This is a genomic window from Streptomyces sp. NBC_00193, assembly GCF_026342735.1.
Taxonomy (GTDB): Bacteria; Actinomycetota; Actinomycetes; order Streptomycetales; family Streptomycetaceae; genus Streptomyces; species Streptomyces stoeckheimensis.
Genome location: NZ_JAPEMM010000001.1, coordinates 4179754 through 4205338 on the forward strand (window position 1 = coordinate 4179754; position 25585 = coordinate 4205338).

The 25585-nt window shown below is 71.8% G+C and carries 20 protein-coding genes, 2 tRNA genes and 1 pseudogene; 20 read left to right on the forward strand and 3 right to left on the reverse strand.

The genetic code is table 11. The features are described 5' to 3' along the window. Positions 1-59: 59 nt before the first annotated feature. Together OG898_RS18515 and OG898_RS18520 are read right to left on the reverse strand one after the other, a co-directional pair. On the reverse strand, positions 60-1232 hold the full coding sequence (locus OG898_RS18515) for a glycosyltransferase (RefSeq protein ID WP_250739456.1): 1173 nt from the start codon (positions 1230-1232) through the stop codon (positions 60-62). Further along, positions 1229-4108, reverse strand: coding sequence for a bifunctional glycosyltransferase family 2 protein/CDP-glycerol:glycerophosphate glycerophosphotransferase (locus OG898_RS18520; protein WP_250739455.1), 2880 nt, complete (start codon positions 4106-4108; stop codon positions 1229-1231). The genes OG898_RS18515 and OG898_RS18520 overlap by 4 nt, the downstream gene beginning before the upstream one ends. Before the next feature lie 156 nt (positions 4109-4264). Between OG898_RS18520 and OG898_RS18525 the strand changes: the two genes are divergently transcribed. The 7 genes from OG898_RS18525 to OG898_RS18555 all read left to right on the forward strand — a co-directional run bounded on the left by OG898_RS18525 (position 4265) and on the right by OG898_RS18555 (position 10863). After that, positions 4265-5260: a glycosyltransferase family 2 protein gene (locus OG898_RS18525; RefSeq protein ID WP_250739454.1), complete on the forward strand. Its 996-nt coding sequence runs from the start codon at positions 4265-4267 to the stop codon at positions 5258-5260. Beyond that, the gene (locus OG898_RS18530; RefSeq protein WP_250739453.1) at positions 5260-5718 is read left to right on the forward strand and encodes a GtrA family protein; all 459 of its coding nucleotides are present in this window, start codon (positions 5260-5262) and stop codon (positions 5716-5718) included. Before OG898_RS18525 ends, OG898_RS18530 begins: the two co-directional genes overlap by 1 nt. Positions 5719-5827: 109 nt before the next feature. Then, positions 5828-6955 carry a glutamate 5-kinase gene (gene proB, locus OG898_RS18535; protein WP_250739452.1) on the forward strand — a complete coding sequence of 376 codons (1128 nt, stop codon included), beginning with the start codon at positions 5828-5830 and terminating at the stop codon, positions 6953-6955. Between the two features lie 98 nt (positions 6956-7053). Next, complete coding sequence (locus OG898_RS18540) at positions 7054-7452, forward strand: hypothetical protein (RefSeq protein WP_250739602.1); 399 nt, start codon at positions 7054-7056, stop codon at positions 7450-7452. Between the two features lie 227 nt (positions 7453-7679). Next, positions 7680-8957 (forward strand): glutamate-5-semialdehyde dehydrogenase, encoded by a 1278-nt coding sequence (locus OG898_RS18545; protein WP_266958088.1) that lies wholly within the window; start codon positions 7680-7682, stop codon positions 8955-8957. 77 nt (positions 8958-9034) lie between these two features. Further along, positions 9035-9604, forward strand: a complete 570-nt coding sequence (locus tag OG898_RS18550) for a hypothetical protein (RefSeq protein WP_250739450.1) — start codon at positions 9035-9037, stop codon at positions 9602-9604. Positions 9605-9672: 68 nt separating this feature from the next. Next, entirely contained in the window at positions 9673-10863 is a 1191-nt protein-coding gene (locus tag OG898_RS18555; RefSeq protein WP_266958091.1) for a hypothetical protein, read from the forward strand. Here OG898_RS18555 and OG898_RS18560 read toward each other — a convergent pair. Then, entirely contained in the window at positions 10847-11962 is a 1116-nt protein-coding gene (locus OG898_RS18560; RefSeq protein WP_266958093.1) for a M48 family metallopeptidase, read from the reverse strand. The two genes, OG898_RS18555 and OG898_RS18560, sit on opposite strands and share 17 nt — an antisense overlap. Before the next feature lie 141 nt (positions 11963-12103). Here OG898_RS18560 and OG898_RS18565 point away from each other — a divergent pair, with 141 nt between their 5' ends. The 13 genes and pseudogenes from OG898_RS18565 to OG898_RS18625 all read left to right on the forward strand — a co-directional run. Beyond that, entirely contained in the window at positions 12104-12271 is a 168-nt protein-coding gene (locus OG898_RS18565) for a hypothetical protein (RefSeq protein ID WP_250739447.1), read from the forward strand. A gap of 71 nt (positions 12272-12342) precedes the next feature. Beyond that, entirely contained in the window at positions 12343-12960 is a 618-nt protein-coding gene (nadD, locus tag OG898_RS18570; protein WP_243334788.1) for a nicotinate-nucleotide adenylyltransferase, read from the forward strand. Between the two features lie 24 nt (positions 12961-12984). Beyond that, positions 12985-14724, forward strand: a complete 1740-nt coding sequence (locus OG898_RS18575) for an LCP family protein (RefSeq protein WP_250739446.1) — start codon at positions 12985-12987, stop codon at positions 14722-14724. Positions 14725-14864: 140 nt separating this feature from the next. Continuing rightward, the gene (gene rsfS, locus OG898_RS18580) at positions 14865-15311 is read left to right on the forward strand and encodes a ribosome silencing factor (RefSeq protein WP_250739445.1); all 447 of its coding nucleotides are present in this window, start codon (positions 14865-14867) and stop codon (positions 15309-15311) included. Then, complete coding sequence (locus OG898_RS18585; RefSeq protein WP_250739601.1) at positions 15308-15985, forward strand: histidine phosphatase family protein; 678 nt, start codon at positions 15308-15310, stop codon at positions 15983-15985. The genes rsfS and OG898_RS18585 overlap by 4 nt, the downstream gene beginning before the upstream one ends. 112 nt (positions 15986-16097) lie before the next feature. Further along, a tRNA-Ala gene (locus tag OG898_RS18590) sits at positions 16098-16170 on the forward strand. Between the two features lie 135 nt (positions 16171-16305). Further along, on the forward strand, positions 16306-16539 hold the full coding sequence (locus tag OG898_RS18595; RefSeq protein ID WP_007264019.1) for a hypothetical protein: 234 nt from the start codon (positions 16306-16308) through the stop codon (positions 16537-16539). 163 nt (positions 16540-16702) lie between these two features. Then, positions 16703-16775: transfer RNA gene (locus OG898_RS18600), tRNA-Ala, on the forward strand. A gap of 258 nt (positions 16776-17033) precedes the next feature. Further along, entirely contained in the window at positions 17034-19907 is a 2874-nt protein-coding gene (leuS, locus tag OG898_RS18605; protein ID WP_250739444.1) for a leucine--tRNA ligase, read from the forward strand. 123 nt (positions 19908-20030) lie between these two features. Then, positions 20031-20720, forward strand: coding sequence for a hypothetical protein (locus OG898_RS18610; protein ID WP_250739443.1), 690 nt, complete (start codon positions 20031-20033; stop codon positions 20718-20720). A gap of 240 nt (positions 20721-20960) precedes the next feature. Beyond that, positions 20961-21806, forward strand: coding sequence for a DegV family protein (locus tag OG898_RS18615; RefSeq protein ID WP_266958097.1), 846 nt, complete (start codon positions 20961-20963; stop codon positions 21804-21806). Between the two features lie 98 nt (positions 21807-21904). After that, positions 21905-22966, forward strand: coding sequence for a ComEA family DNA-binding protein (locus tag OG898_RS18620; protein WP_266958099.1), 1062 nt, complete (start codon positions 21905-21907; stop codon positions 22964-22966). Between the two features lie 248 nt (positions 22967-23214). Then, positions 23215-25428: pseudogene (locus tag OG898_RS18625) on the forward strand (ComEC/Rec2 family competence protein); the annotation flags it as partial. Positions 25429-25585: the final 157 nt, after the last annotated feature.

Here is a 25585-nt window from a genome sequence, read left to right on the forward strand (position 1 = left end):
GCCGCCCGCCCCGGTCGATTCCGGGGCGGGCGGCTTCGTACGTGAGGCGAGCGTCCGCCTCAGCGCTCCAGGAAGGAGAACAGCTCCTCCCACCGGTCGGTGATCTCGGCGCTGGAGTACCGCTTCACGTTGCGGAACGCGGCGTCGCCGAGCCGGTCGCGCAGTTCCCGGCCGGCCATCAGCCGGTCCAGCTGTCCGGCCAGCTCCATCGTGTTGCCGAGCCGGGCCAGCAGCCCGTCCTCGCCGTGCGTCACGATCTCCCGCACACCCGGCGCGCAGTCGAAGGCGGCCACCGGCACGCCCGCGGCCATCGCCTCCAGCAGCGTGATCGGGAAGCCCTCGGCGCGCGAGGCCTGGGCGAAGACGGAGGCTCCGTTCAGCGCGCCCAGCACGTCGCCGGTGCTGCCCATCCACTCCACGGAGTCCTCCAGGCCGAGCCCGGCGGCGTGCGCCCGCAGGGTCGCCTCCTCCAGGCCCGCCCCGTAGATCCGCAGGACCCAGTCGGGGTGGTGCGGGGAGGCGTCGGCCCAGGCGTCGAGCAGCAGGTCCACGCCCTTCTCGAAGGCGAGGCGGCCGACGCTCGCCACGACCTTCTCGGTGCGCGGGGCGGGGGAGGCGGGCATGAACGGCAGCGGGTTCGGCATGCTGGAGACGTTCTCCATGCCCGAGCGGATCCAGAGGTCGGCGTCCTCGGGGGTCAGCACGAGCATGCGGTCGACGTCCGCGTAGTACCGGCGGACCCGCTGACCCCGGGTGGACTTGTTGCTGGCCTCGAAGGACTCGTGGCTCATGCCGATGACGGTGCAGCCCTTGGTGTCGGCGAGGGCCACCCACTCCATCGCCCAGACCTGGGTGACGATCACCACGGCGCCGGGCCGGGCCGCGCGCAGCAGCTCGCCCAACTGGTCCGCCTTGGCCCGCATCTTCGCCCGGCGGGCCGCCTGGCGGCGCCGCTCGGGTGCGTTGAGCCGGCCCTTGATGCCGTGCAGCCGGCGGGCCGCCGGCGGGTGGGCCTCGTACAGGGTGGTCACCGCGTACGGGAGGTCCGCCGGGAGCTGCTGGCGGATCTCCTCGGCGACGGGGGCGATGCCGATGACGTGCACCCGGTGCCCGCGTTCGCTGAACAGCCGGGCCATCTGGTGCGACCAGGTGGTCACGCCGCCCAGCTCGTCCACGCTGTTGGAGACGAGGAAGATGTCACGGCCGCCCGGGGTGGCGGTCTGCTGGCTCACTTGCCGCTCCTGGTGAAGAACTTCTCGACGATCCGGCGGGCCGCGTCCCCGCGGTCGTACTCGCCGAACTCGGCGAGGAAGCGCTGGCGCGCCTCGGCGTACTTGGCATCCGCCTCGTCGAAGGCGGCGAGGGCCTGGAGCAGTTCGTCCGCGGTGGCGACCACCGGGCCCGGCGCCTTCTCCTTGAGGTCGAAGTACGTGCCGCGGATGTCGGTCGCGTACTTCTCGTAGTCGTACGCGAAGAACAGCATCGGCCGGTCCAGGACCGCGTAGTCGAACATCACGGACGAGTAGTCCGTGATCAGCCCGTCGGCGAGCGCCAGCAGCGGGGTGATGTCGTGGTGCTTGGACACGTCGATGACCCGGCCCGCGACCGACGGCGGCAGCGTGACGCTGTTGAGGTAGTGGGTGCGCACCAGCAGCGTGAAGCGGTCGCCGAGCCGGTCGGCGAACTCCTCCACGTCGAAGGGGAACTCGAAGCCCTCCACCGCGCCGTCCGCGTTCGCCCGGAAGGTCGGCGCGTACAGCAGCACCTTCTTCTCCGGGTCGATCCCGAACTCGCCGGCCAGGGCGCCGCGGACCCGCTCGCCGCTGTTCGCCTCGGAGCGGTGGGCCGCGACCAGGGCGTCGTTGCGCGGGTAGCCGGTGCGCAGCAGCACCTCGTCACGCAGCCGGAAACCCTTGGCGAGGGTGCGGGCGTCGTGCTCGGAACGGATCAGGAAGTGGTCGAAGCGGTCGACGGCCGCCTGGAACCGGGCCTGGCCCGCCCGGTCCTGCGCCTTGGTGCGGGGCTCGTGGAAGCCCATCCGCTTCAGCGCCGAGCCGTGCCAGGTCTGGATGTACGTGGTCCCCGGGCGCTTGGCCAGCGCCAGCGGGAAGCCCTGGTTGTCGATCCAGAACTCGGCCTGGGCCAGCGCCCGCAGGTAGGCCCAGCTCCAACGCCGCACCAGGGTGGCCTCCTTGGGGAAGCCGGTGGGCCGGCCGCCCGCGTACGACCAGATCGCCTCGAACTGCACGCCGGAGCGCACCAGTTCCTCGTAGATCGCCTTCGGGCTGTCGCTGTACTGCTTGCCCATGTGGCTCTCGAAGACGACCGTGCCCTTCTTGATGGGCAGCTTCGAGAAGACCTCGTGGTAGACCTTCACCTTCTGCTCGCCCGAGCCGATGTTGCGGCGGGCCCGCAGGGCCCTGCGCAGGCCCCGCTTGACCACGCCCGCGGCCTTGCCGTGCATCGCGCTGTTGATCAGCGTCTGGGTGCGCACGGCGGCGGCGCCCTCGGCGGTCAGGACGTAGGAGAGGTTGCCCTTCTTGGTCATCTCCGGCTCGAAGCGGTCGGAGACCAGCCGGGTCAGCCTCGGGCGCACGCGCAGCCGGGCGGCCTGCTCCAGGTCGACCCCGCCGACGGAGACGCGGGTGGTGATCCGGTCGCCGCCGGCCGTCAACTTCAGGCGTACGTCCCAGACCGCGTCGATGATGCCGAGCGGGCGGACGGTGCTGCCGATGTCGGCCGTGGCCTTCCACTCGATCGTGTCACCGGCGTGGCGCACGGTTGCCACCGGGAAGCTGAAGGAGCGGACGCCGATCTGCCGGCGGGCCCGGAACTCCAGCGAGGCCTTCAGCTCCGCCTCGGGGCGGATCCGGCCCAGCGGGTTCACCACGGCACCCGACAGGGTGACCGTGCCGCGGCCGTCGTCCTCGTACGCGGTGAGGCGGTTGCCCAGGGTGAGGGAGGTGAGCGGCGCACCGGCGTAGCCCTGGTCGGTGACGTCCAGTATCCGGCGGGCCTCCTCGGCGTCGGGGCCGTCGATGTGCCGGCCGCACCAGTAGACGCGCCCGTCGCGCTCGGCGAGCGGGGAGGTCAGCCGGCCCTGGTTGGTCATGGCGTCGGCGGCGGGCAGGAGGTTGTCCCAGTCCTCCTTGCCGAGCAGGTAGGCGCAGATGGCCTGGAGGTTGCTGACGTTGTCGTACGCGGCCGGGTCGATGCCGGCCAGGTAGCCGTTGGCGAGCCGGGCGAACTCCTGGCGGTAGGCGTCACCGAGCAGGGGCAGGTCCCGCAGGTGGAGCACCAGGTCGTGCTTGAGGAACTTGGCGTCCTTCGCGGACTTGATCTCCGCGTGGCCCTTGGCTGCCAGCAGTTCGTCGACGCGGCGGTGGATCTCCATCCGGTGGACGAAGTTCTCGATCTCGTGGCGCCGGTTGCTGATCGACTTCGCCGAGGCCTTCTCGATCACGTTCCAGTAGTAGACGTGGTTCGGGATGAGCGTGATGCGGCGGGCGGCGACGTAGGCCTGTGCGGAGAAGAGCAGGTCCTCGTAGTGGATGCCCACCGGGAATTCCAGGCCCTGCTCCAGCAGGAACGCGCGCCGGTAGCACTTGTTCGTGGAGAGGGTGTCGTAGACCAGCAGGTCCGGGTACTCGGTGATCGACTCCAGCGTGCGGGTGCGCGCGTAGATCCACGGGTACCACTCGGTGGTCTTGCCCCAACGGTTGTCGAGGTGGACCCGGACGCACATGCCCGAGACCAGGTCGGACCCGGTCCGCTCGGCGGCGTCCAGCATGTTGCGGCAGGCATTGCGTTCCAGCACGTCATCGCTGTCCAGGAACATGACGTAGGTTCCGGTGGCCTGCTGGATGCCGTGATTGCGCGGGGCGCCGCAGCCCCCGCTGTTCTCCGGCAGCCGGAAGGCGCGCACCCTCCCCGGATGCGCGGTTTCGAGCTCCTGGGCGACCGCGTAGGACCCGTCCTTGCTGCAGTCGTCGACGATCACGACTTCGACCCCGTGCAGGGTCTGGTCCAAAACCGACTGGACGGCTGCCGGGAGACGCTCTGCGTCGTTGTAGACGATGACGACCACGGAGACGTCAGGCACGTGCACCTCGATCCCTCTGTTTCATTCCGCTTATCCCGTCAAAGCTACCGTGTGCCGCACTCACCCCAGGCAGGGCAACCACCGCCGTGCATACTTCTAAGGAAGAGGTGAGTGGCAGGTCCGGTCGCCGTAAATCACCCGTTCGGACCGCAGGAAGTGTTCATGAAGCTGTCTGTAGTAGTCCCTTGCTACAACGAGGAAGCCGTCATCGACAGCTTCGACACGGAGATCCGCAAGGTCCTGGACGAGCTTCCCGTCGAGTACGAGGTCTGCTACGTCGACGACGGCAGCCGCGACGGAACCCTCGGCAAACTCCGTAAGATCGCGGCCCAGCACGCCGACCGGACCCGCTACGTCTCCTTCAGCCGCAACTTCGGCAAGGAGGCCGGCATGCTCGCCGGCCTGCGCGAGGCGACCGGCGACGCCGTGGTCATCATGGACGCGGACCTCCAGCACCCGCCCGAGCTCATCGCCACGATGCTCGACTACTACCGGCAGGGCCACGACCAGATCATCGCCCGCCGCACCCGCGAGGGCGACAAGAAGCTCCGCACGGCCCTGAGCCGCCTCTACTACCGGGGCATCAACCGCTGGGTCGACGTGGAGCTCACCGACGGCGTCGGCGACTTCCGGCTGCTGTCCCGCCCCGCCGTGGACGCGCTGCTGTCGCTGCCCGAGTACAACCGCTTCTCCAAGGGACTCTTCTCCTGGATCGGCTTCGACACGGTCCACTTCGACTACCGCAACGCGCAGCGCGAGGCCGGCGAGACGAAGTGGAAGTTCGGCGCCCTGCTGAACTACGGCATGGACGGGCTCATCTCCTTCAACAACCGGCCGCTGCGCATCGGCATCTGGTCGGGCGTGTCACTGGTGGCCCTGACGGTTCTCTACGCCGTGGTCATCGCCGTCCTCGCGATGACCAACGGGGTGGAGTCCCCGGGATACGTCACGATCGTCGCGCTCATCGCGGGCCTGGGCGGCGTACAGATGATCATGCTGGGCCTGATCGGCGAGTACATCGGCCGCATCTACTACGAAACCAAGCGCCGGCCGCACTTCCTGGTGAAGGAGGCGCACGGCGCCGACCGGACGGCCACGTCCACCGACGTCCGGGACCTGCCCCAGGCCCAGGCCGTGATTGCGGAGCGAAGCAACTGATGCCGCCCACGACGAACGAACGTCCGGCCCCGGACCGCAGGGCCCAGCTCGCCCAGATCATCCGCTTCGGACTGGTGGGCGGAGTCAACACCGGCACCTTCTACGCCATCTACCTGCTCCTGCATCCCCTGATGCCGTACTTCGCCGCCTACTCCATCGCCTTCGTGCTGGCGATGGTCGGCTCGTTCTTCATGAACACCTACTTCACCTACCGGACCCGGCCGACCTGGAAGAAGTTCCTGCTCTTCCCGCTGACCAACATCACCAACTACGTGATCCAGTCCGCGGGCCTGTACGCCCTGGTCACCTGGGCGGGCATGAACACCCAGATCGCGCCGCTGGTCGCGGCCGTGGTGGCCATCCCGTTCACCTACGTCCTCTCCCGCAAGATCCTCATCCCGGGGACGGGCGACAAGGCCGCGGAACCGGAGCAGACCCACAGCGCGTCCACGGTCTGAAACCCCTGGGCGGACCCGCCCGGACACCCCGTAGATTGAACGGGCGGCTTCGAAGCTTCGAAGGGGCGCAGGTTCGTGTTCGGCGAGGGTCAAGGGTCAGGGGACAGAAGTGTCAGCGGCTAGGCAGGGTGTGCTCGACGCGCGCAGGATCGTGGTCAAGGTCGGCTCCTCCTCCCTGACCACGGCGGCCGGAGGACTCGACGCCGACCGGGTGGACGCGCTGGTCGACGTACTGGCCAAGGCGCGCAGCGGCGGCGAGAAGGAGATCGTCCTGGTCTCCAGCGGAGCCATCGCCGCCGGACTCTCCCCGCTCGGCCTGCGCCGCCGCCCCACCGACCTGGCCCGCCAGCAGGCCGCCGCGAGCGTCGGCCAGGGCCTGCTCGTCGCCCGCTACACCGCCTCCTTCGCCCGGTACGGCGTACGCGTCGGCCAGGTGCTCCTGACCACCGACGACACGAGCCGGCGCGCGCACTACCGCAACGCCTACCGGACCCTGGACCAGCTCCTGGCCATGGGGGCGCTGCCTGTCGTCAACGAGAACGACACCGTCGCCACCGACGAGATCCGCTTCGGCGACAACGACCGCCTCGCCGCCCTCGTGGCCCACCTGGTCCGCGCCGACCTCCTCGTGCTGCTCTCGGACGTCGACGGCCTCTACGACGGGGACCCGTCCCAGCCCGGCACCACCCGCATCGACGAGGTGCGCGGCCCGGAGGACATCGCCCACGTCACCATCGGCAGCGTCGGCAAGGCGGGCGTCGGCACCGGCGGCATGGCCACCAAGATCGAGGCGGCCCGCATCGCCGCGGCCGCCGGCATCCCCGTCGTCCTGACCTCGGCCAGCCAGGCCGCGGACGCCCTGGCCGGACGGGCGACCGGCACCCTCTTCCACTCCACCGGACGCCGCTCGACGGACCGGCTGCTCTGGCTCCAGCACGCGTCGGCCCCGCAGGGACACCTCGTCCTGGACGACGGGGCCGTCCGCGCGGTGACCGAACGCGGCAGCTCGCTGCTGCCCGCCGGCATCGCCGCGGTCGAGGGCGACTTCGTCGCCGGGGACCCCGTGGAACTGCGCGCGGCCGACGGCCGGGCGGTGGCGCGAGGCCTCGTCAACTTCGACGCCAAGGAGCTCCCGCAGCTCCTCGGCCGCTCCACGCGCGAGCTCGCGCGGGAACTCGGACCCGAGTACGAGCGGGAGGTCGTCCACCGCGACGATCTGGTCCTGCTGCAGGGCTGAGGTTAGGTAAAACCGCCGCGCGGTGAGCCGAGGACTGGTCAACTGTGAGGGGCGGACACGCGTAGCGCGGGACAAGGAGGCGGCTGGTGAGACGAGCGCTGACCAGCGTCGGCACCGGGGACGGTGACGTCGGCGGGAGCGGGGAGGAACGGGATGCCTCCCGCCTCTGGCACATCACCCTGAGCGTCTCCGGGAAGCCCGCGCCGCTGTGCGACGTACGCCGTGGCCTGGAGCAGCTCGCCCACGACCACCCCTTCCTGCTGACCAGCCGCTACGCCGACGACCACGCGGAGATCCGCTACTGGGAGGAAGCCCGCGACCTCCACGACGCGGCGGCCGTGGCACTGCGGCTCTGGGGCGAGCACCGCTCCTCGGCGAAGCTCCCGCCCTGGGAGATCGTCGGCCTGGAAGTCATCGACCGCGCCACCTACCACCAACGCGTCGCCGAAGGCTACGGCCCGCCCCCGGCCCACCCCATGGGCGTGCACCCTTATTGACGCTCCGCTCGCACCACTCGGCCGTGGCGGGCCTCCCGGGCTTCGCGTCGCTGCGCCGGACTCCGTCCGTCGGGGGCTGGTCGGCACGGGTGCCACCCGCCGCCACCGGACGGAGTCCGGTGCAGCGGGGGCGAAGCCCGCCTAGCGGTGCGAGCTCCGCGTCAAGAAGGCGTCTCGGGGGGTGGAACCCCATCGGCCCGGGGGTGGGCGGGGATTACCCTGGCGGCATGACCTCGCTCGATGCCACGACCTCGCCCGTGATCGCCACCGCGCAAGCCGCCCGGACCGCCGCCGCGGCCATCGCCCCGCTCCCGCGGTCCGCCAAGGACAAGGCCCTGCTGGCCATCGCGGACGCGCTGGAGGCCCGTACGGCCGAGATCGTCGAGGCCAACGCCGTCGACACGGCGAAGGCGGCCGCCGCCGGGACCAGTGAGACCGTCATCGACCGTCTCACCCTCACCCCCGACCGCATCGCGGCCATCGCCTCCGACGTCCGCGACGTCGCGGCCCTGCCCGACCCCGTCGGCGAGGTAGTCCGCGGCTCCACCCTCCCCAACGGGATCGACCTCCGCCAGATCCGCGTCCCGCTCGGCGTCGTCGGCATCATCTACGAGGCCCGCCCCAACGTCACCGTCGACGCCGCCGCCCTGTGCCTGAAGTCCGGCAACGCCGTCCTCCTGCGCGGCTCCTCCTCGGCCTACGCCTCCAACACCGCCCTCGTCGGCATCCTGCGCGACGCCGTCGCCTCGGCCGGTCTGCCCGCCGACGCCATCCAGCTGGTGCCGGGCGAGTCCCGCGACTCCGTCCGCGAGCTGATGCGCGCCCGCGGTCTCGTCGACGTCCTCATCCCGCGCGGCGGCGCCTCGCTCATCAAGACCGTCGTCGAGGAATCCATCGTCCCGGTCATCGAGACCGGTACCGGCAACTGCCACGTCTACGTGGACGCCCAGGCCGATCTGGCCATGGCCGTGGACATCCTCGTCAACTCCAAGGCCCAGCGTCCCTCCGTCTGCAACTCCGCGGAGACCCTGCTCGTCCACCGGGACATCGCCGACGCCTTCCTGCCCCTCGCCCTGGACGCCCTCGCCGACGCCGGCGTGACCGTCCACGGCGACGAGCGGGTGCTCGCGTACGCGGAGGACTCCAAGGTCACCGCCCTCCCGGCCACCGACGAGGACTGGGCCGCCGAGTACCTCTCGTACGACATCGCCGCCGGTGTCGTGGACTCCCTCGACGAGGCCGTCGCCCACATCCGCCGCTGGACCTCCGGCCACACCGAGGCGATCGTCACCACCTCGCAGGCCGCCGCCCGCCTCTTCACCCAGCTGGTCGACTCGACCACGGTTGCCGTGAATGCCTCCACCCGGTTCACGGACGGTGGTCAGTTCGGCTTCGGCGCGGAGATCGGCATTTCCACGCAGAAGCTGCACGCCCGGGGCCCGATGGGGCTTCCCGAGCTCACCTCGACCAAGTACATCGTCACCGGCGACGGTCACGTACGGTAGTCGACCCCTGAACACGGTGTGGCCGGATTTCGGCCTACACCCTGCCCAAAGGTGTCCCTCAGGTCTACGCTGGTTCCGTGCCGGACGACGTGGGGGGCAAGCCGTTCCCGGACGACGGGACCCCCGAAGAACATGCAGACGACCGCGGAGGCGCGGACAAGGACTTCGCCTCCGTGGTGTTCGACGAGGACTTCGTCCGGAACGCCGAGATCCGTGAACCGAGCGCCGCAGAGCGCCAGCGGGCCGGCGACCGGGCGCGCGCCGAGGCGGCCGAGGCCGCCCGCGCCGCCTTCGCCGGCGGCTGGACGGGCGACGAGGACTACGACGCGTACGCCTACGGCGGCGCCGACGGCCACCACTCCGACGATCCCGGCTGGGACCACGGCCACGGAGCAGGCTCCGGGGAAGGCCCGTACGGGGCCTACGGCGGCAGCCTGCGCCCCTACCGCGGCCGCTCGCCGTGGCTGCGGCCGGTCGCCTGGGTGCTCGCCTTCGTGATGGGCCTCGGCATGATCGCGCTCGCCTTCAGCGCCGTGTACCGCAGCGCGGCGAGCGACGCGGAACCGGCTCCGGCCCCCGCCAGCACCCCGATGGGCGAAGTCACCGGTGCCGGAGCGTTTATGGACCGCGTCAGCCGCCAACCCTGAAGGTACGACCCCGCTCCCCATCGCCGGAGCCGGGGGCTTCTCTGGAGCGGGGACAGCGGGGAGAAGCGATGGCCATGCCAGGAGATCCGCCGAACGGCACCCCCGAGGGTGCCGGCGGGGCCGACGACGAGTTCCGGGCCGACGAGTACCGGTCGGTGGTGTTCGACGAGGACTTCGTCCGGGCTGCCCGGCTCCAGGAGTTCTCCGCACAGGAGCGCATGGGCGAGCACGCCCGCGCCGTACGGAGCCGCTCGATCTGGTCGACCGGCGGAGGCCATCCGGGACCCCGCGGCGGCTCCGGGGGCGGTGCGGCCCGGCAGGGCCGGATCATCGTGCTGTGCATCGCCTTGGCGCTCGCCGGCGCCGTCTACATGGGGCTGCGCAATCCCTACGTGCCGCCCGCCGGGGACCCGGCCGAGGCGATGAGCGGCACCGTCGTCCCGCTCGCACCCTCCGCCCCCGTGCCCGGCGGACGGCCCGCCGACCTGTACGCGCAGAGTCCGGCGGCCCAGTACCGGATCGGGGCGGCCGGGATCACCTTCCCCGCCGTGCGCCGTACCCGCCACTTCACCGAGGAGCAGGTCCAGACCGCGCTGACCATCGCCAAGGACTACCTGGTGCAGTCCTCGCTGGACCCCGACGTGCTGTCCGGCGAGGCCTCACGGCCGGTGCGCGTCCTGCTCGACCCCGACCAGCTGACGCAGTTCGACCAGAGCATGCTCGTCCCGGCCGGCAACGGGCGGCACGCCGTCACGGGCTGGCTCGTCCGCTTCGACCCGGCGACCGCCGTGGTGGCCGACACCCGGGTCCGGGTCAGCGGGGTCCTCGCCGCGGCGGAGACCGCCCCGAACGCCCTGGAGGTGACCTCCGACCACACCTTCGTCTACGCGGTGCGCCCGGCCACCGGCCAGCCCGCCGCGGCGGACGGGGCCTCGCTCTTCACCGTCCGCCGGGAGCTGCGGATGCGCTTCGACCGCGACGACCTCACCGCCCGGCGGACGGAGCTCGTCTCGGCCTACGTCATGGCGGGCCCGCAGTCCTGTTCCGCCGACCCGGCCGGAGGCTTCCGCCCGCTGACGGCCGGAGCCGGGCCGACCACCACCGGCCCGGCCGCGAGCGACCCGTACGCCAGCGGCAGTCCGCGCCGCACGGCCGGGCTGTGCGGCGTGCTCGCACCGACGACCGCGCCGGAGCCCCCGCAGTCACAGGCCCCGGCGTCCCCGGCCGCCTCGGGGCAGGGCGTCAGCCCTGCTCCGTAGCGCCGTCCTTGCCGGTGCCGGTGCTCTTGTCCTCGCCGCCGGCGGCGCTACTGCCGCCGCCGCCCGCGCCCGTGGCACCCATACCTGAAAACCTGTCCCGCAGCTTGCCGCCCAGGTCCGCCGTACCGCCGGCGATGTCGCCGACCAGCTTCATCAGCGGGTCCTTGCTCGTGCGCACCGTGTCGGCGTAGTGCGCGGCGGACTGCCGGAAGGAGTCGGTCACCGAGGTGTCCTTGTCATCCTCGCGCCGCGGGTAGTGGCCGTCCATGATCCGCTGGTAGTCGCGGTTCTGCGACCACTTCTTCAGCTCGGCCGCCCGCACCGTCGTGAAGGGGTGCGTCCGGGGCAGCACGTTGAGGATCTTCAGCACGGAGTCGCGCAGATCGCCGCTCCGCTCGTACTCCTCGGCCTGGGCGAGGAACGCGTCGACATTCATCTCGTGCAGGTGGTTGCCGCCCGCGAGCTTCATCAGCCCGCGCATCGAGGCGTGCACGTCCTGTCCCACCAGCAGCCCCGCCCGGTCCGCCGACAGCTCCGACTTGCGGAACCACTCGCGCAGCGCCGTCACGAGCCCCATGATCGCCACGTTGCCCAGCGGGATCCACGCGATCTTGAGCGCCAGGGTCGTCAGGAACAGCAGGATCGTGCGGTACACGGCGTGCCCCGACAGGGCGTGGCCCACCTCGTGGCCCACCACCGCACGCATCTCCTCCTCGTCGAGCAGCTCGACGAGGCCCGTGGTGACCACGATGATCGGCTCGTCCAGCCCGATGCACATGGCATTGGGCTTCGGGTCCTGCTGCACGTACATCTGCGGGACCTTCTCCAGGTCCAGGATGTAGCAGGCGTCCAGGAGCATCGCGTGCAGGTGCGGGAACTGCGTCTCGCCCACCCGGACGGAGTCCGACAGGAAGAGCAGTCGCAGACTGCGCTCCGGCAGCAACCCGCTCAGTGCCTTGAAGACCGTGTCGAAGCCGGTCAGCTTGCGCAGGGCCACGAGCGCGGACCGGTCCGCCGGATGCTCGTACGCCCGTGAGGAAATACCGGGGAACCTCTTGCGGTCCCGCGCCGGTGCCTTCTCGAATCCCGTCCCCGTCATAGCGCCCTCCCCGTTGGTGTGTGCGGCTGGCCGCCCGTCTATCCTCTCCAACGCCTGAGTCGACGTGAGCGTGCCCCAGGCCCCCGCATACGATGTGAGCGAAATCTCCGCCCGCTCCCCGACTCGATAGGTACCTGCCTGATGAGCCTCGCCTCCACCGCCCACAACCTGGTCGTCCTCGCCTCCGAGGGAGCCGAGCAGCACGGCGGCAACCACGACAGCCTGAACCCGTACCTGACCGGCGGTGCGGCCCTCGCCATCCTCTTCCTGATGCTGTGGGTCACCACGCGCATGAACCGGGACCGCTGAACCGCCATACGCCGAGTACGCGCCCGTAGGCGGGTCCCTGCCGCGTCACCGGGCCAGTAGGCTCTGCGCTCATGGGAGAGCAGGAAATGCCGACCGGCCCGGTCAAGCGCAGGCTCGGGGTGATGGGCGGGACATTCGACCCGATCCACCACGGACACCTGGTGGCCGCCAGTGAGGTGGCCGCGCTGTTCCACCTCGACGAGGTGATGTTCGTACCGACCGGCGAGCCGTGGCAGAAGTCGCAGCGGGCCGTGTCGTCCGCCGAGGACCGGTACCTGATGACGGTCATCGCGACCGCATCGAACCCGCAGTTCTCGGTGAGCCGCATCGACATCGACCGCGGCGGCCCGACGTACACGATCGACACCCTGAGGGACCTGAGCGCCCTCAACGACGACGCCGACCTCTTCTTCATCACCGGCGCCGACGCCCTCGCGCAGATCCTGACCTGGCGGAACGCCGAGGAGCTCTTCGCCCTCGCGCACTTCATCGGCGTCACCCGGCCGGGCCACGTGCTCACCGACGACGGCCTGCCCGAGGGAGGCGTCTCCCTCGTCGAGGTTCCGGCGCTGGCCATTTCGTCCACGGACTGCCGTGCACGCGTGGCCAAGGGGGATCCTGTCTGGTACCTCGTGCCCGACGGCGTGGTCCGCTACATCGACAAGCGTGAGCTGTACCGGGGAGCCTGAGCTTCCGGAGAGAGGGGCCCCGCGGTGAACGACCGACACGAGCCGTACGACCCGTATGCCGGCCAGGAGCAGCAGCTCGTCGGCTACGACGCGTACGGGCGGCCGCTGTACGGCCAGGTGCCCGCGCAGCCCGCCACCGACCCGGCGCCCCCCTACGAGCAGCAGCAGTACGAGCAGGGCTACGGCTACGACTACCAGGGGTACGGCCAGCAGCAGGCCCAGCAGCCCCAGCAGCAGGCCCCGCAGTACTACCCGCAGCAGCCCCAGCAGCAGTACCCCCAGGCTTCCCAGTCCCCGCAGTACGGGTACGACACCCAGGGCATCCCGCAGTACGACACCCAGGCCACCCAGCAGTGGATCCCGCAGCAGGCCGCCCCCGAGGCCCCGGCGCAGGCCCCCCTGCGGGCCCCCGTGCCCGAGCCGGAGTACCGTCCCGCCGCCGCGCAGGTCCCGGAGCCCCGCCGGGCCGACGGGGCGGGCGCGCAGGGTCAGGGGCAGGGTCCCTCGTACCGCACCGAGCAGTTCGCCTTCATCGACCAGCCGGACGAGGACTCCGAGGACGTCATCGACTGGCTCGCCTTCACCGAGAGCCGCACCGAGCGCCGCGAGGAGGCCCGCCGGCGCGGCCGCAACCGGGTGGTGGCGCTGATCGTCGTGCTGGCCGTCTTCGTCGTCGCGGGCCTCGGCTACCTCTGGTACGCGGGCAAGCTGCCGTTCCTGGAGGGCCCCGGCAAGGCGTCGAACGGCGCGGCAGCCACGGGTCCGCAGAAGCGCGACATGATCGTCGTGCACCTGCACAACACCAAGAAGGGCGGCACCTCCACGGCGCTGCTCGTCGACAACGTGACCACCAAGCAGGGCGCCACCGTCCTCGTGCCGAACACGCTGAACGTCTCCAAGGACGACGGCACCACCGCACAGCTGGGCAAGGCCGTCGAGGACGGCGGTCTGGGCGTACGGGAGTCCCTCGACTCGGCCTTCGGCACCCGCATCGGCGGCACCTGGCGGCTGGACACCCCCTTCCTGGAGAACTTCGTCGAGCTGGTCGGCGGCATCGAGGTCGACACCGACGTGGCCGTCCCGGCGGACGACGCGGCGAAGGTGCCCGCCGTCGGCCAGGGCCCGAAGCAGAGCCTCAGCGGTGCGATGGCCGTCGCCTACGCCACGTACAAGGCGCAGGGCGAGCCGGAGGCCAAGCAGCTGGACCGGCTCGGCAAGGTCCTGCTGGGCCTGCTGCGCAAGGTGCCCGGCGATCCGAAGTCGGCGGCGATGACCGTGGAGACCACCGGCCAGATCCTGGACCCGGCGCTGAACGCGCAGACGCTGGGCGCGCTGCTGTCCAAGCTCGGCGAGCACGCCAAGGTGGGCGCGTACCGCACCGACGTGCTCGGGGTGAAGCCGGACGGCGGCCTCACGGACGAGGCCAACAAGAAGGTGGTCAAGGAGGTCCTCGGCGGCTCCGTCACGGAGGCCCAGCCCGGGGCCCTGCCGCGGGTCGGCCTGAAGGACGCGACCGGCGACGAGAAGACGAACACGGCGGCGAAGGCGGCCCTGCTCAACGGCGGCTACACCCTGGTGGACGGCGGCAAGGCCGACAAGACCGCGCCCGCGTCGCAGATCACGTACCAGGACGACGCGCAGCGGGACAAGGCGATCGAGGTCTCCAAGACGCTGGGACTGCCCGAGACGGCCGTGAAGAAGGCCGAGAACGCGGTGAACGCGGACGTCGTGGTGACCCTGGGCAAGGATTACAAACCGTCCTGAGCCCTCCGAGGCCTACTGCGGCCTACTCCGGTGGGCCCCGTCGGGAACGGCCCCGCCCGCGCGGCACGCTGCGCGCGGGCGGTGTCGGCGGTACATGAGACCCTTGTAAGGATCTGCCCGCCAACCCGAAAGCATGGCCAGTGACCGCCACGGACCGCTCCATCGAGCTCATCACCGCCGCCGCCCAGGCCGCGGCCGACCGGCTCGCGCACGACATCATCGCGTACGACGTCAGCGACGTGCTGTCGATCACCGACGCCTTCCTGCTCGCCTCGGCTCCCAACGACCGCCAGGTCAAGTCGATCGTCGACGAGATCGAGGAGAAGCTCCTGAAGGAGCTGGGCGCCAAGCCGGTGCGCCGCGAAGGCGACCGCGACGCGCGCTGGATCCTGCTCGACTACATCGACATCGTCGTCCACGTGCAGCACAGCGAGGAGCGCGTCTTCTACGCGCTGGAGCGCCTGTGGAAGGACTGCCCCGAGATCGACCTCCCCGAGGACGCCAAGCTCACCAAGGGCAAGGCGGAGGAGCACGCCGCGCTGCGCGCCGCGCAGGGCGACGACGAACTGGACGGTGATCTGTTCTGAGCGCGACGAACGACGGTACGACCGCGACCGGCAACGGCAAGACCGGCCGCAAGATCGTCCTGTGGCGGCACGGCCAGACCTCCTGGAACCTGGAGCGACGCTTCCAGGGCTCCACGGACATCGAGCTGACCGAGGCCGGTGTGGCGCAGGCGCGCCGTGCCGCCCGGCTGCTCGCCTCGCTGAAGCCCGACGCCATCATCGCCTCGGACCTGATGCGCGCCTCCACCACGGCTGCCGAACTGGCGGCCGTCACGGGTCTGGCGGTGACGCACGACGAGGCGCTGCGCGAGACGTACGCCGGTGAATGGCAGGGCCTCACGCACGACGAGATCCTGGACAAGTACGGCGACCAGTACGCGGCGTGGAAGCGCGGCGAGGCGGTCCGCCGCGGTGGCGGCGAGCTGGAGACCGAGGTCGCCGACCGGGCTGCGCCGGTTGTGCTGGAACACGCCGACCGGCTGCCCCCCGGCGGCACGCTCGTGGTGGTCAGCCACGGCGGCACCATCCGTACGACGATCGGCCGCCTGCTGGGCCTGGAGTCGTACTACTGGGAGGGCCTGGGCGGGCTCTCCAACTGCTGCTGGTCCGTGCTGGGCGAGGGCGCGCGCGGCTGGCGGCTGATGGAACACAACGCCGGCACGCTGCCCGAACCGGTGCTCGGCGACGACGACTGAGCCCACCTCGGAGCGGCTCCCACCCGGATTTCACTTTCCGGCTGGTCACAGGCTAGAGTTCTTCTTGTTCGCAGCGCAGAACACCGGAAACGGGGGGAGCGTCGCGGAGAGCGGGGCTATAGCTCAGTTGGTAGAGCGCCTGCATGGCATGCAGGAGGTCTGGAGTTCAATTCTCCATAGCTCCACAATCAAGATCCCGTCCCCAACAGGGGGCGGGATCTTTGCTTTTGTCCACAGCTGCCCGAGCGAGCACCGGCATGGCAGAATCGGACGGCCGGAGGGGGACACGACGGCCCGACGCGGGAGGGAGTCGCTGACGGATGGGTGCACACCGGCGGCGGTGCGACTGGTGCAACAACGGCACGCCGATCGTGCGGGACATGGAGCCGGTCAATCCCGACTACCAGTACTGGTGCGAGGAATGTGCGCGGGCGCTGATCATAAAAGGCGACCCGATCGAGACCTACCGCGAGCTGGAGGGCGAGCCGATCTACGGGCGGCTGCTCGACGAGCACTGCACGCTGAAGCGGTTCTACCAGTTTGCGCGTGCGTGACCCAGAGACGTGCGGCTCGTCAGGGTATGTGACGAACTGCCACGAAACGGACATGGCCCGGGCTCCGCGGAAACCGATTTTTGGACCAGGGCCATCACCGTGTAATGTTTGGGATGTCGCCAAGGGGAACCGGAAACGGGCCACGAAGCGGCAGGCAAGACAAGGGGCTATAGCTCAGTTGGTAGAGCGCCTGCATGGCATGCAGGAGGTCTGGAGTTCAATTCTCCATAGCTCCACAGTGAAGAAGCGGGCCACCCGGAAACGGGTGGCCCGCTTCTCGTCGTGCGTCCACCGGCCGGAAGGGCAGAGCACCGCCGGGAGCCGCTGCGGTACCCTGACGCCATGCGTGCCGTACGCCTTCTGCTTACCGAGCCGCGCTGAACAGTTCCGACCCCACGAAGCGGTCGGCCCGGCGCGGCGCCCCCTCCTGTGCGAGGGGTTTTTTCGTTTGGGCAGCAGAACCGGCAGAGACGATCGATGGAGCTTCAGGAATCATGAGCGAGACGAACACCCCGGCCCCCGAGGCGGCCGAGGCGCACCGTTACACGGCTGCCGTGGCCGCCGACATCGAGGCACGCTGGCAGGACGTATGGGACGCGCAGGGCACGTACGAGGCCCCGAACCCGACCGGTGACCTGGCCGGCGACGCGGCGGTCGTGGCGCGCCCGAAGAAGTTCATCATGGACATGTTCCCGTACCCCTCGGGCGCGGGCCTGCACGTCGGCCACCCGCTCGGGTACATCGCCACCGACGTCTTCGCCCGCCACCAGCGGATGACCGGCCACAACGTCCTGCACACCCTGGGCTTCGACGCCTTCGGCCTGCCGGCCGAGCAGTACGCCGTGCAGACCGGTACGCACCCGCGCGTGTCGACCGAGGCGAACATCGAGAACATGAAGGTCCAGCTGCGCCGGCTGGGTCTGGGCCACGACAAGCGCCGGTCGTTCGCGACGATCGACCCGGACTACTACAAGTGGACCCAGTGGATCTTCCTGCAGATCTACAACTCCTGGTACGACGCGGACGCCGCGAAGGCCCGGCCCATCGCCGAGCTGGTCGCCTCCTTCGAGGACGGCTCCCGTGAGCTGCCCGGCGGCGCCTCCTGGGCGGCGCTGAGCGCGGCCGAGCGGGCCGACGTGCTGAACGGGTACCGGCTGGCGTACGCCTCGGACGCGCCCGTCAACTGGTGCCCCGGGCTGGGCACCGTACTGGCCAACGAGGAAGTCACCGCCGACGGCCGGTCCGAGCGCGGCAACTTCCCCGTCTTCAAGTCCAAGCTGAGCCAGTGGAACATGCGGATCACGGCCTACGCCGACCGCCTGATCGACGACCTGGACGCGCTGGACTGGCCCGAGGCCATCAAGCTGCAGCAGCGCAACTGGATCGGCCGCAGCGAGGGCGCGCGCGTCGACTTCGCGGTCGGTGACGGCGAAGCCATCACGGTCTTCACCACCCGCCCCGACACGCTGTTCGGCGCCACCTACATGGTGCTGGCCCCCGAGCACGAGCTGGTCTCGAAGATCGTCCCGGCGGAGTGGCCCGAGGGCACCCACCAGCTGTGGACCGGCGGCAACGCGACCCCGGCCGAGGCCGTGGACTCGTACCGCAAGCAGGCAGCCGCGAAGTCGGACGTCGAGCGGCAGGCCGAGGCCAAGGACAAGACCGGCGTCTTCACCGGCGCGTACGCGACCAACCCGGTCAGCGGCGACCAGGTGCCCGTCTTCATCGCGGACTACGTGCTGATGGGCTACGGCACCGGCGCGATCATGGCCGTCCCGGCCCACGACGGCCGCGACTTCGAGTTCGCGCGCGCCTTCGAGCTGCCGATGCGCTGCGTCGTCCGGCCCACGGACGACCGTGACGCCGACCCGCTGGAGTGGGAGGGCGCGTTCACCTCGTACGACGGCACGATCGTCAACTCGACGGGCGAGGGCATCTCGCTGGACGGCCTGGGCGTGGTCGAGGCCAAGGCCGCGATCACCGACTGGCTGGCCGAGCGCGGCATCGGCGAGGGGACCGTCAACTTCCGGCTGCGCGACTGGCTGTTCAGCCGCCAGCGCTACTGGGGCGAGCCCTTCCCGATCGTCTACGACGAGGACGGCGTCGCCTACCCGCTGCCCGAGTCGATGCTGCCCCTGGAGCTGCCGGAGGTCGAGGACTACTCGCCGCGCACCTTCGCGCCCGACGACGCGGCCTCCCAGCCGGAGACCCCGCTGTCGCGCAACCAGGAATGGGTCAACGTCGAGCTGGACCTGGGCGACGGTCGCGGGGTGCGGTCCTTCCGGCGCGAGACCAACACCATGCCGAACTGGGCCGGCTCCTGCTGGTACGAGCTGCGCTACCTGGACCCGAACAACGGCTCGGCCCTGGTCGACCCGGAGATCGAGAAGTACTGGATGGGCCCGCGCGAGGGTCAGCCGCACGGCGGCGTCGACCTGTACGTGGGCGGCGCCGAGCACGCGGTGCTGCACCTGCTGTACGCGCGGTTCTGGTCCAAGGTGCTGTTCGACCTGGGCCACGTCTCCTCGGTGGAGCCGTTCCACAAGCTGTTCAACCAGGGCATGATCCAGGCGTACGCGTACACCGACTCGCGCGGTGTGTACGTCCCGGCGGCCGAGGTCGAGGAGCGTGACGGCGGCTACTTCTACCAGGGCCAGCCCGTCAAGCGTGAGCACGGCAAGATGGGCAAGTCCCTGAAGAACGCCGTCACGCCGGACGAGATCTGCGAGGAGTACGGCGCGGACACCCTGCGCCTGTACGAGATGGCGATGGGCCCGCTGGACGTCTCGCGTCCCTGGGACACCCGCGCCGTCGTCGGCCAGTACCGGCTGCTGCAGCGCCTGTGGCGCAACGTGGTGGACGAGGAGACGGGCGCCGTGACGGTCGTCGACGGGGAGCCGGACGAGGCCACCCTGCGCGCGCTGCACAAGGCGATCGACGGGGTCGGCGCCGATATGGCCGGGCTGCGCTTCAACACCGCCATCGCGAAGATCACCGAGCTGAACAACACCCTGACGAAGGCGGGCCGGCCGCTGGAGCGCTCGGTCGCCGAGCGCCTGGTGCTGCTGGTGGCCCCGCTGGCGCCGCACATCGCCGAGGAGCTGTGGCAGCGGCTGGGCCACGCCGAGTCGGTCGTCCACCAGGACTTCCCGGTCGCCGACCCGGCGTACGTCGTGGACGAGAGCGTCACGTGCGTCGTCCAGATCAAGGGCAAGGTCAAGGCCCGCCTGGAGGTGTCTCCGGCCATCTCCGACGCCGAGCTGGAGCAGCTGGCGCTGGGCGACGAGGCGGTCGTGGCGGCGCTGGGCGGGGCGGAGATCCGCAAGGTGATCGTGCGCGCGCCGAAGCTGGTGAACATCGTCGTCTGACGCGTCCGTCCGACGCGTCTAGGGGTATTCCCGTACGGGCAGGTTGGGGGTTCGATTGGAACCCGCGGCCTGCCCGTGGCGTTTACGGTGGAAGGGACGTAAACGGCTGGGGAAGGGACCCTCATGGAGGCGGCTTTTATCATCGTGGCCCTGGTGCTGCTGTTCGCCTTCCTGGGGCTCGGTGTCTACGTGACGACGAAGGTGGTCAAGGGCGTCGCGCGCGGCGTGGACCGGACCATCACCCAGGCCCGCCGCACGGTGGAGGACACCACCCTGAAGGCCCGCAGCTTCGGCCAGGTCGGTGTCCCGGGCGCGCTGGCCACGCTGCGGCTGGACCTGCGCAATTCGATGCGGGCGACGCAGCAGGCGCTGTACGAGGGGGTCCAGACGGACGCCTCGCTGAAGGAGTCGATCGGGCTGTTCGAGCGGCTGAGCGCGCACGGCCACGAACTCGACGACGAGCTGAAGCGCCTGGAGGCGGAGCCCGACCGGCAGCGGACCGCGGCGGCCCTGCCGGACCTGCGGGAGCGCACGGCGCAGATCACCCAGGCCTCGGACTCGCTGCGCTGGGCGGCGCGCGACCGTGCGCGGCGCTTCGCGGAGGACGACCTGTCGCACCTGTCGGCCCAGATCGACGTCGAGTCGGGCGCCCTGCGGGACTGGTCCCGCGCCCCGGCCGACGACCTCCCCCACGCCACGCCCACGCCCACGTCCCCCACGTGGAACACCCCCCAGCCCGCAGCCCTCTCGGAACCCACCCCACCCCCGCAGTACCCCTGGCAGAAGACCCGGCGCCCGGAAGCGACGACCTGAGCGGGAGCTTTCAGCCGTCCGGCGTTTGAGGACCGGGGTCCGGGGCGGAGCCCCAGGGGGTCCGGGCGCAGCCCGACGGGAGCTGGGCGACAGCCCGTGCGGGGCCCGGTGGAACCCCTTGGCGGGGCCCGGCGGAACCGTGGGTGGGAGCCCGGCTGCAGGTCACCCGGAGGCGTGGCCGGAGGGCCACCGGTAGACCCGGGCTGCCGGAACACCCCCACTGCCGGTAACCTCCGCCTCATGTCCCGCCATGTCGCGATCGTCACGGATTCCACGGCCTACCTGCCCCCACCGGCCATGGCGCGGCACGGAATCACCTCCGTCCCGCTGACCGTGGTCCTCGGCGACGATGCCCTGGAAGAGGGCACCGAGATCTCGGCCAGGAGCCTCGCCCTGGCCCTGCAGAAGCGCCGCTCGGTCACCACCTCCCGCCCCAGCCCCGAGGACTTCGTCCGGGCCTACCGGACGGCTGTGGAGGCCGGTGCGACCGGCATCGTCAGCCTGCACCTGTCGGCGGAGTTCTCCGGCACGTACGACGCCGCCGTGCTCGCCGCGAAGACCGCCACGGTGCCCGTCCGCGTCGTCGACACCGGCATGGTCGCCATGGCCCTGGGCTTCTGCGCCCTGGCCGCGGCGGAGGTGGCCGAAGCCGGGGGCTCCCTCGACGAGGCCGTCGCCGCCGCGGAGAAGCGGGCCGCCGGCATGTCCGCGTACTTCTACGTCGACACCCTCGACTACCTCCGTCGCGGCGGCCGCATCGGGGCCGCGCAGGCCCTGCTCGGCTCGGCGCTCGCGGTCAAGCCGCTGCTGACGCTGGACGGCGGGCGGATCGAGATGCTGGAGAAGGTGCGTACGGCCTCCAAGGCCATAGCCCGCCTGGAGGAGCTGGCCGTCGAACGCGCCGGCTCCGGCCCCGTCGACGTGGCCGTGCACCACCTCGCGGCCCCGGAACGCGCCGAGAAGCTCGCGCAGCGGCTCCGTGAGCGCATCCCCGGGCTGGTCGAGCTGCACGTCAGCGAGGTCGGCGCGGTGATCGGGGCGCACACCGGACCGGGGCTGCTGGCGGCGGTCGTCTCCCCGCGCTGATCACTGGATCGAGTGACGGAGATATCCACAACGCCCGGGCCATCCACCGGAATTGAGGCTTCCGAACGCGTGTCACGGCTCGGCCCTACCGTCGTGGCATGACTCTTCGTACGCGCACGTCAGGTCCCGCCGGCGCCACCAGCGGCCCCGGCCGTCCCCGCCTCTCCGACAGCCGTCTGCGGCACCGCCGCGGACAGCGGCCCGGCCGTCCCGACCCCGCGGTCGTGCGGCGCCGGGCCGAGGCCCTGCTCGGAGCGGGCCGTCCTCCGGGCGCTCCGCCGCCGTCGCCGACCGGGGACACCTCTGCTGAGGTGGCTCCGCCGGGAGGCCGCTCCGTCGAGGCGGTGACCGAGCCAGCGGCTGCGGCCCGGCCGGATCCGCTGGTCAGGCCCGGTCCGGCGGTCAGGCCCGGTCCGGCGGTCCGGGCCGACGTGCCTGACCGACCCGACGAACCCGCCCGGGGCGGGGCGGTGGCTCCGCCCGAGGGCCGGGAGGTGCCCGGCGGGGCTGTGCGGTGGCTCGCGGTGCGGGAGCGGCTGCCCGTGTGGCTGCAGACCCGCTGCGGGGTGGAGCCGCGCACGGTGGCAGCCGTCTCGGTGGTGCTCCTCGTCGCCGTCGGGTTCGCCGTGCAGCAGTACGGGGCGGCCCGGCCCCGGCCGGTGACCGCACCCGCCGTGGTGGCCCCCGCGGCGGCCGCGCTGCCGGCCCCGACCGCGGCGCGGGCGGGCCCCGGCGTCGGCGCTGGTCCCATCCTGGTGGACGTCAGCGGCAAGGTCCGTGACCCCGGGGTGCGCAAGCTGCCTCCCGGCTCGCGGGTGGAGGATGCCTTGGCCGCCGCCGGGGGAGTGCGGCCCGGGACGGACACCACCGGCCTGAACCGGGCCCGCGTCCTGATGGACGGCGAGCAGGTACTGGTGGGCGTTCCGGCCCCACCGCCGCCGATGACGGGACGTGGCGCTCCGGCGGCAGGGCCGCTGAGCCTCGGCACGGCCACGGCCGAGCAGCTGGACGGCCTGCCGGGGGTCGGCCCGGTTCTCGCGCAGCACATCGTGGACTTCCGCACGGCACGCGGGGGCTTCCGCTCCGTGGAGGAGCTCCGGCAGGTCAACGGGATCGGTGAGCGCCGCTTCGCCGACCTGCGCGAGCTGGTGCGCCCGTGAGCCGGCACGGCGGACCGGGGCGGGTTTCGGGCGGGCGGGATCCGCGGGAGGCGGATCCGAGCGAGCCGGACGGAGGCGAGGGGGGTTCGGGTCGCCGGGAGGGAGGGGTGGGGGAAGCGGAGCCTCTGGATTTGCGGCTGGTGGGGCCGGCTCTCGGCGTGTGGGGGGCGGCCGCCGTGGGGCTGGGGGTGCCCGTCGGATGGAGTTTTGGGGCGGCGGGGCTGGGGGTGGGGGCGGCCGGGGTGTTGATGCTGGTCCGGCGGAGGCGCTCCGGGACGTTCCGGACGGCCGTGGCGGCGGTGCTGCTGTGCGCGGCCGCCGGGGCCGGGCTGGCGGGGCTCCAGCGGGCCGAGGCGCGGGCCGGGCCGGTCCCGGAGCTGGCCCGGGACCATGCCCGGGTGCTCGCGGATCTCACCGTGGACTCCGACCCGCGGACCGCCCGGACCGGGAGCGGGCCGCCGGCGGTGGTGCTCGACGCGGTGGTGACCTGGGTGACCGGGCCCGACGGTGCCCGGACCCGGGTGTCGACTCCGGTGCGGGTGCTGGCGGGGCATCCGGGGTGGGCCCGGCTGCAGCCCTCGACACGGGTCGCGGTGGTGGCCCGGCTGGCCCCGGCGCGGGGCGGGGAGCGGGCCGTCGCCCTGCTCCGGCCGGCCGGGGACGCCCCGCCGCGGGTGACCGGCGGCCCGGACACCGTGCAGCGGATCGCCGGGCGGCTGCGGGCCGGACTGCGCGAGGTCACCGACGGGCTGGCCCCGGACGCCAGGGCCCTGCTGCCCGGGCTGGTGGTCGGGGACACCTCCCGGGTGGAGCCCGATCTGCACGACGCGTTCCGCGCCACCGATCTGCTGCACCTGCTGGCCGTCTCCGGGTCCAACCTGACCGTGGTGCTCTTCCTCCTCATCGGCGCCCCGGCCCGCGCGCAGCAGGCCGAGCGGGGCGGGCTGGCGCCCCGCCTGGGGCTCTCGTTGCGGGCGACGGCCCTGTGCGGGGTGGCGCTGACCCTGGCCTTCGTCGTGGTGTGCCGGCCGGAGCCCAGCGTGCTGCGGGCGGCGGCCTGCGGCTCGGTCACCCTGCTGGCCATCGCCACCGGGCGGCGCAGATCCCTGATCCCGGCGCTGGCCGCTGCCGTCCTGCTGCTGGTGCTCTACGACCCCTGGCTGGCCCGGAGCTACGGCTTCCTGCTCTCCGTCCTGGCCACCGGGGCCCTGCTGACGCTGGCTCCCCGGTGGAGCGAGGCCCTGCAGCGGCGCGGGATGCGGCCCCGCTCGGCCGAGGCGCTGGCGGCCGCGGCGGCGGCCCAGGCGGTGTGCGCCCCGGTCGTCGCGGTGCTGTCGGCCCGGGTGAGCCTGGTGGCGGTGCCCTGCAACCTGCTGGCCGAGCTGGCGGCGGGACCCGCCACGGTCCTGGGGTTCGCCGCGCTGGCGGCGGCCCCGGTGTGCCGGCCGGTGGCCGAGGTGCTCGCCTGGTGCGCGGGCGTGCCCGCCGGGTGGATCGCCGCCGTGGCCCGGGGCGGTGCGGGACTGCCCGGGGCGGAGCTGGGCTGGCCCGGCGGGGTGGGCGGAGGGTTGCTGCTCGCCACGGCCACCTTCGCGGCGGTGGTGCTCGGCAGGCGGTTCGGCCGTGGGCGATGGCTCGCCTCCGCCCTGGCCGTGGTGCTGCTCCTCGCCGTGCTGAGGCCGCCGCTGGTCACTCGTACGGTCAAAGGCTGGCCACCGCCCGACTGGATCTACACCCAGTGCGCGGTGGGCCAGGGGGACGCCGCCGTGCTCGCGGTCGGCCCGGGGACGGCCGTGGTGGTGGACGCGGGCCCCGAGCCGGGGCCGGTGGACGCCTGCCTGAGGGAGCTGGGCGTGAGCCGGGTGCCGCTGCTCCTGCTGACCCACTTCCACGCCGACCACGTGGGCGGGTTGCCGGGGGTGCTCAGGGGCCGCTCGGTGGGTGTGGTGGAAGTCACCGGACTGGAAGAACCGCCCGGGCAGGCCGCGTTCGTACGGCGGACGGCGGCCGCCGCGGGAGTTCCCCTCGTCCGTGCCGCGGAGGGGGAACGGCGCCGGGCCGGGCCGCTGGAGTGGCAGGTGCTGTGGCCGCCGGCCGGGGACACTGCATTCGAGGGTCCCAACGACGCGAGCGTGGCCCTGCTGGTGCGCGGCGCGGGCCTGACCCTGCTCCTGTTGGGCGACCTCGAACCGGGCTCCCAGCAGGCCCTGCTGAGGAACCATCCGGAACTGGGCCCGGTCGACGTCCTCAAGGTCGCCCACCACGGCAGCGCCCATCAGGATCCCGGACTGTACGAGCGGATCCGGCCGCGCCTCGCGATCGTCCCGGTGGGCGCCGGGAACAGGTACGGGCACCCCGCGGCGGGTACGCTCGCCCGGCTGCGGGCGTCGGGTGCGGCCGTGCTGCGCACGGATGAGGACGGTTCGGTCGCCGTCACCGGCAGCGGCCCGCGGCTGCGGGCGTTCCCGGCCATTCGGCGACGGACCCGGCACGGGCATACCAGGAGTGACCACTCCGTTTGCCCACAACCCGACAGCATGATCGAATGCGTTTTCGCCAGAGCGGTCCAAGCCCATACAGCACGGGGGTGCATAAACCATGTTCAGTCGCAGACGGGGG

Coding starts and splice junctions, on each gene's coding strand:
- OG898_RS18530 (WP_250739453.1), top strand. CDS start 5,260: ATGCCGCCCACGACGAACGAACGTCCGGCCCCGGACCGCAGGGCCCAG.
- OG898_RS18620 (WP_266958099.1), top strand. CDS start 21,905: ATGACTCTTCGTACGCGCACGTCAGGTCCCGCCGGCGCCACCAGCGGC.
- OG898_RS18545 (WP_266958088.1), top strand. CDS start 7,680: ATGACCTCGCTCGATGCCACGACCTCGCCCGTGATCGCCACCGCGCAA.
- OG898_RS18555 (WP_266958091.1), top strand. CDS start 9,673: ATGGCCATGCCAGGAGATCCGCCGAACGGCACCCCCGAGGGTGCCGGC.
- OG898_RS18615 (WP_266958097.1), top strand. CDS start 20,961: ATGTCCCGCCATGTCGCGATCGTCACGGATTCCACGGCCTACCTGCCC.
- OG898_RS18525 (WP_250739454.1), top strand. CDS start 4,265: ATGAAGCTGTCTGTAGTAGTCCCTTGCTACAACGAGGAAGCCGTCATC.
- OG898_RS18610 (WP_250739443.1), top strand. CDS start 20,031: ATGGAGGCGGCTTTTATCATCGTGGCCCTGGTGCTGCTGTTCGCCTTC.
- OG898_RS18595 (WP_007264019.1), top strand. CDS start 16,306: ATGGGTGCACACCGGCGGCGGTGCGACTGGTGCAACAACGGCACGCCG.
- OG898_RS18565 (WP_250739447.1), top strand. CDS start 12,104: ATGAGCCTCGCCTCCACCGCCCACAACCTGGTCGTCCTCGCCTCCGAG.
- OG898_RS18560 (WP_266958093.1), bottom strand. CDS start 11,962: ATGACGGGGACGGGATTCGAGAAGGCACCGGCGCGGGACCGCAAGAGG.
- nadD (WP_243334788.1), top strand. CDS start 12,343: ATGGGAGAGCAGGAAATGCCGACCGGCCCGGTCAAGCGCAGGCTCGGG.
- leuS (WP_250739444.1), top strand. CDS start 17,034: ATGAGCGAGACGAACACCCCGGCCCCCGAGGCGGCCGAGGCGCACCGT.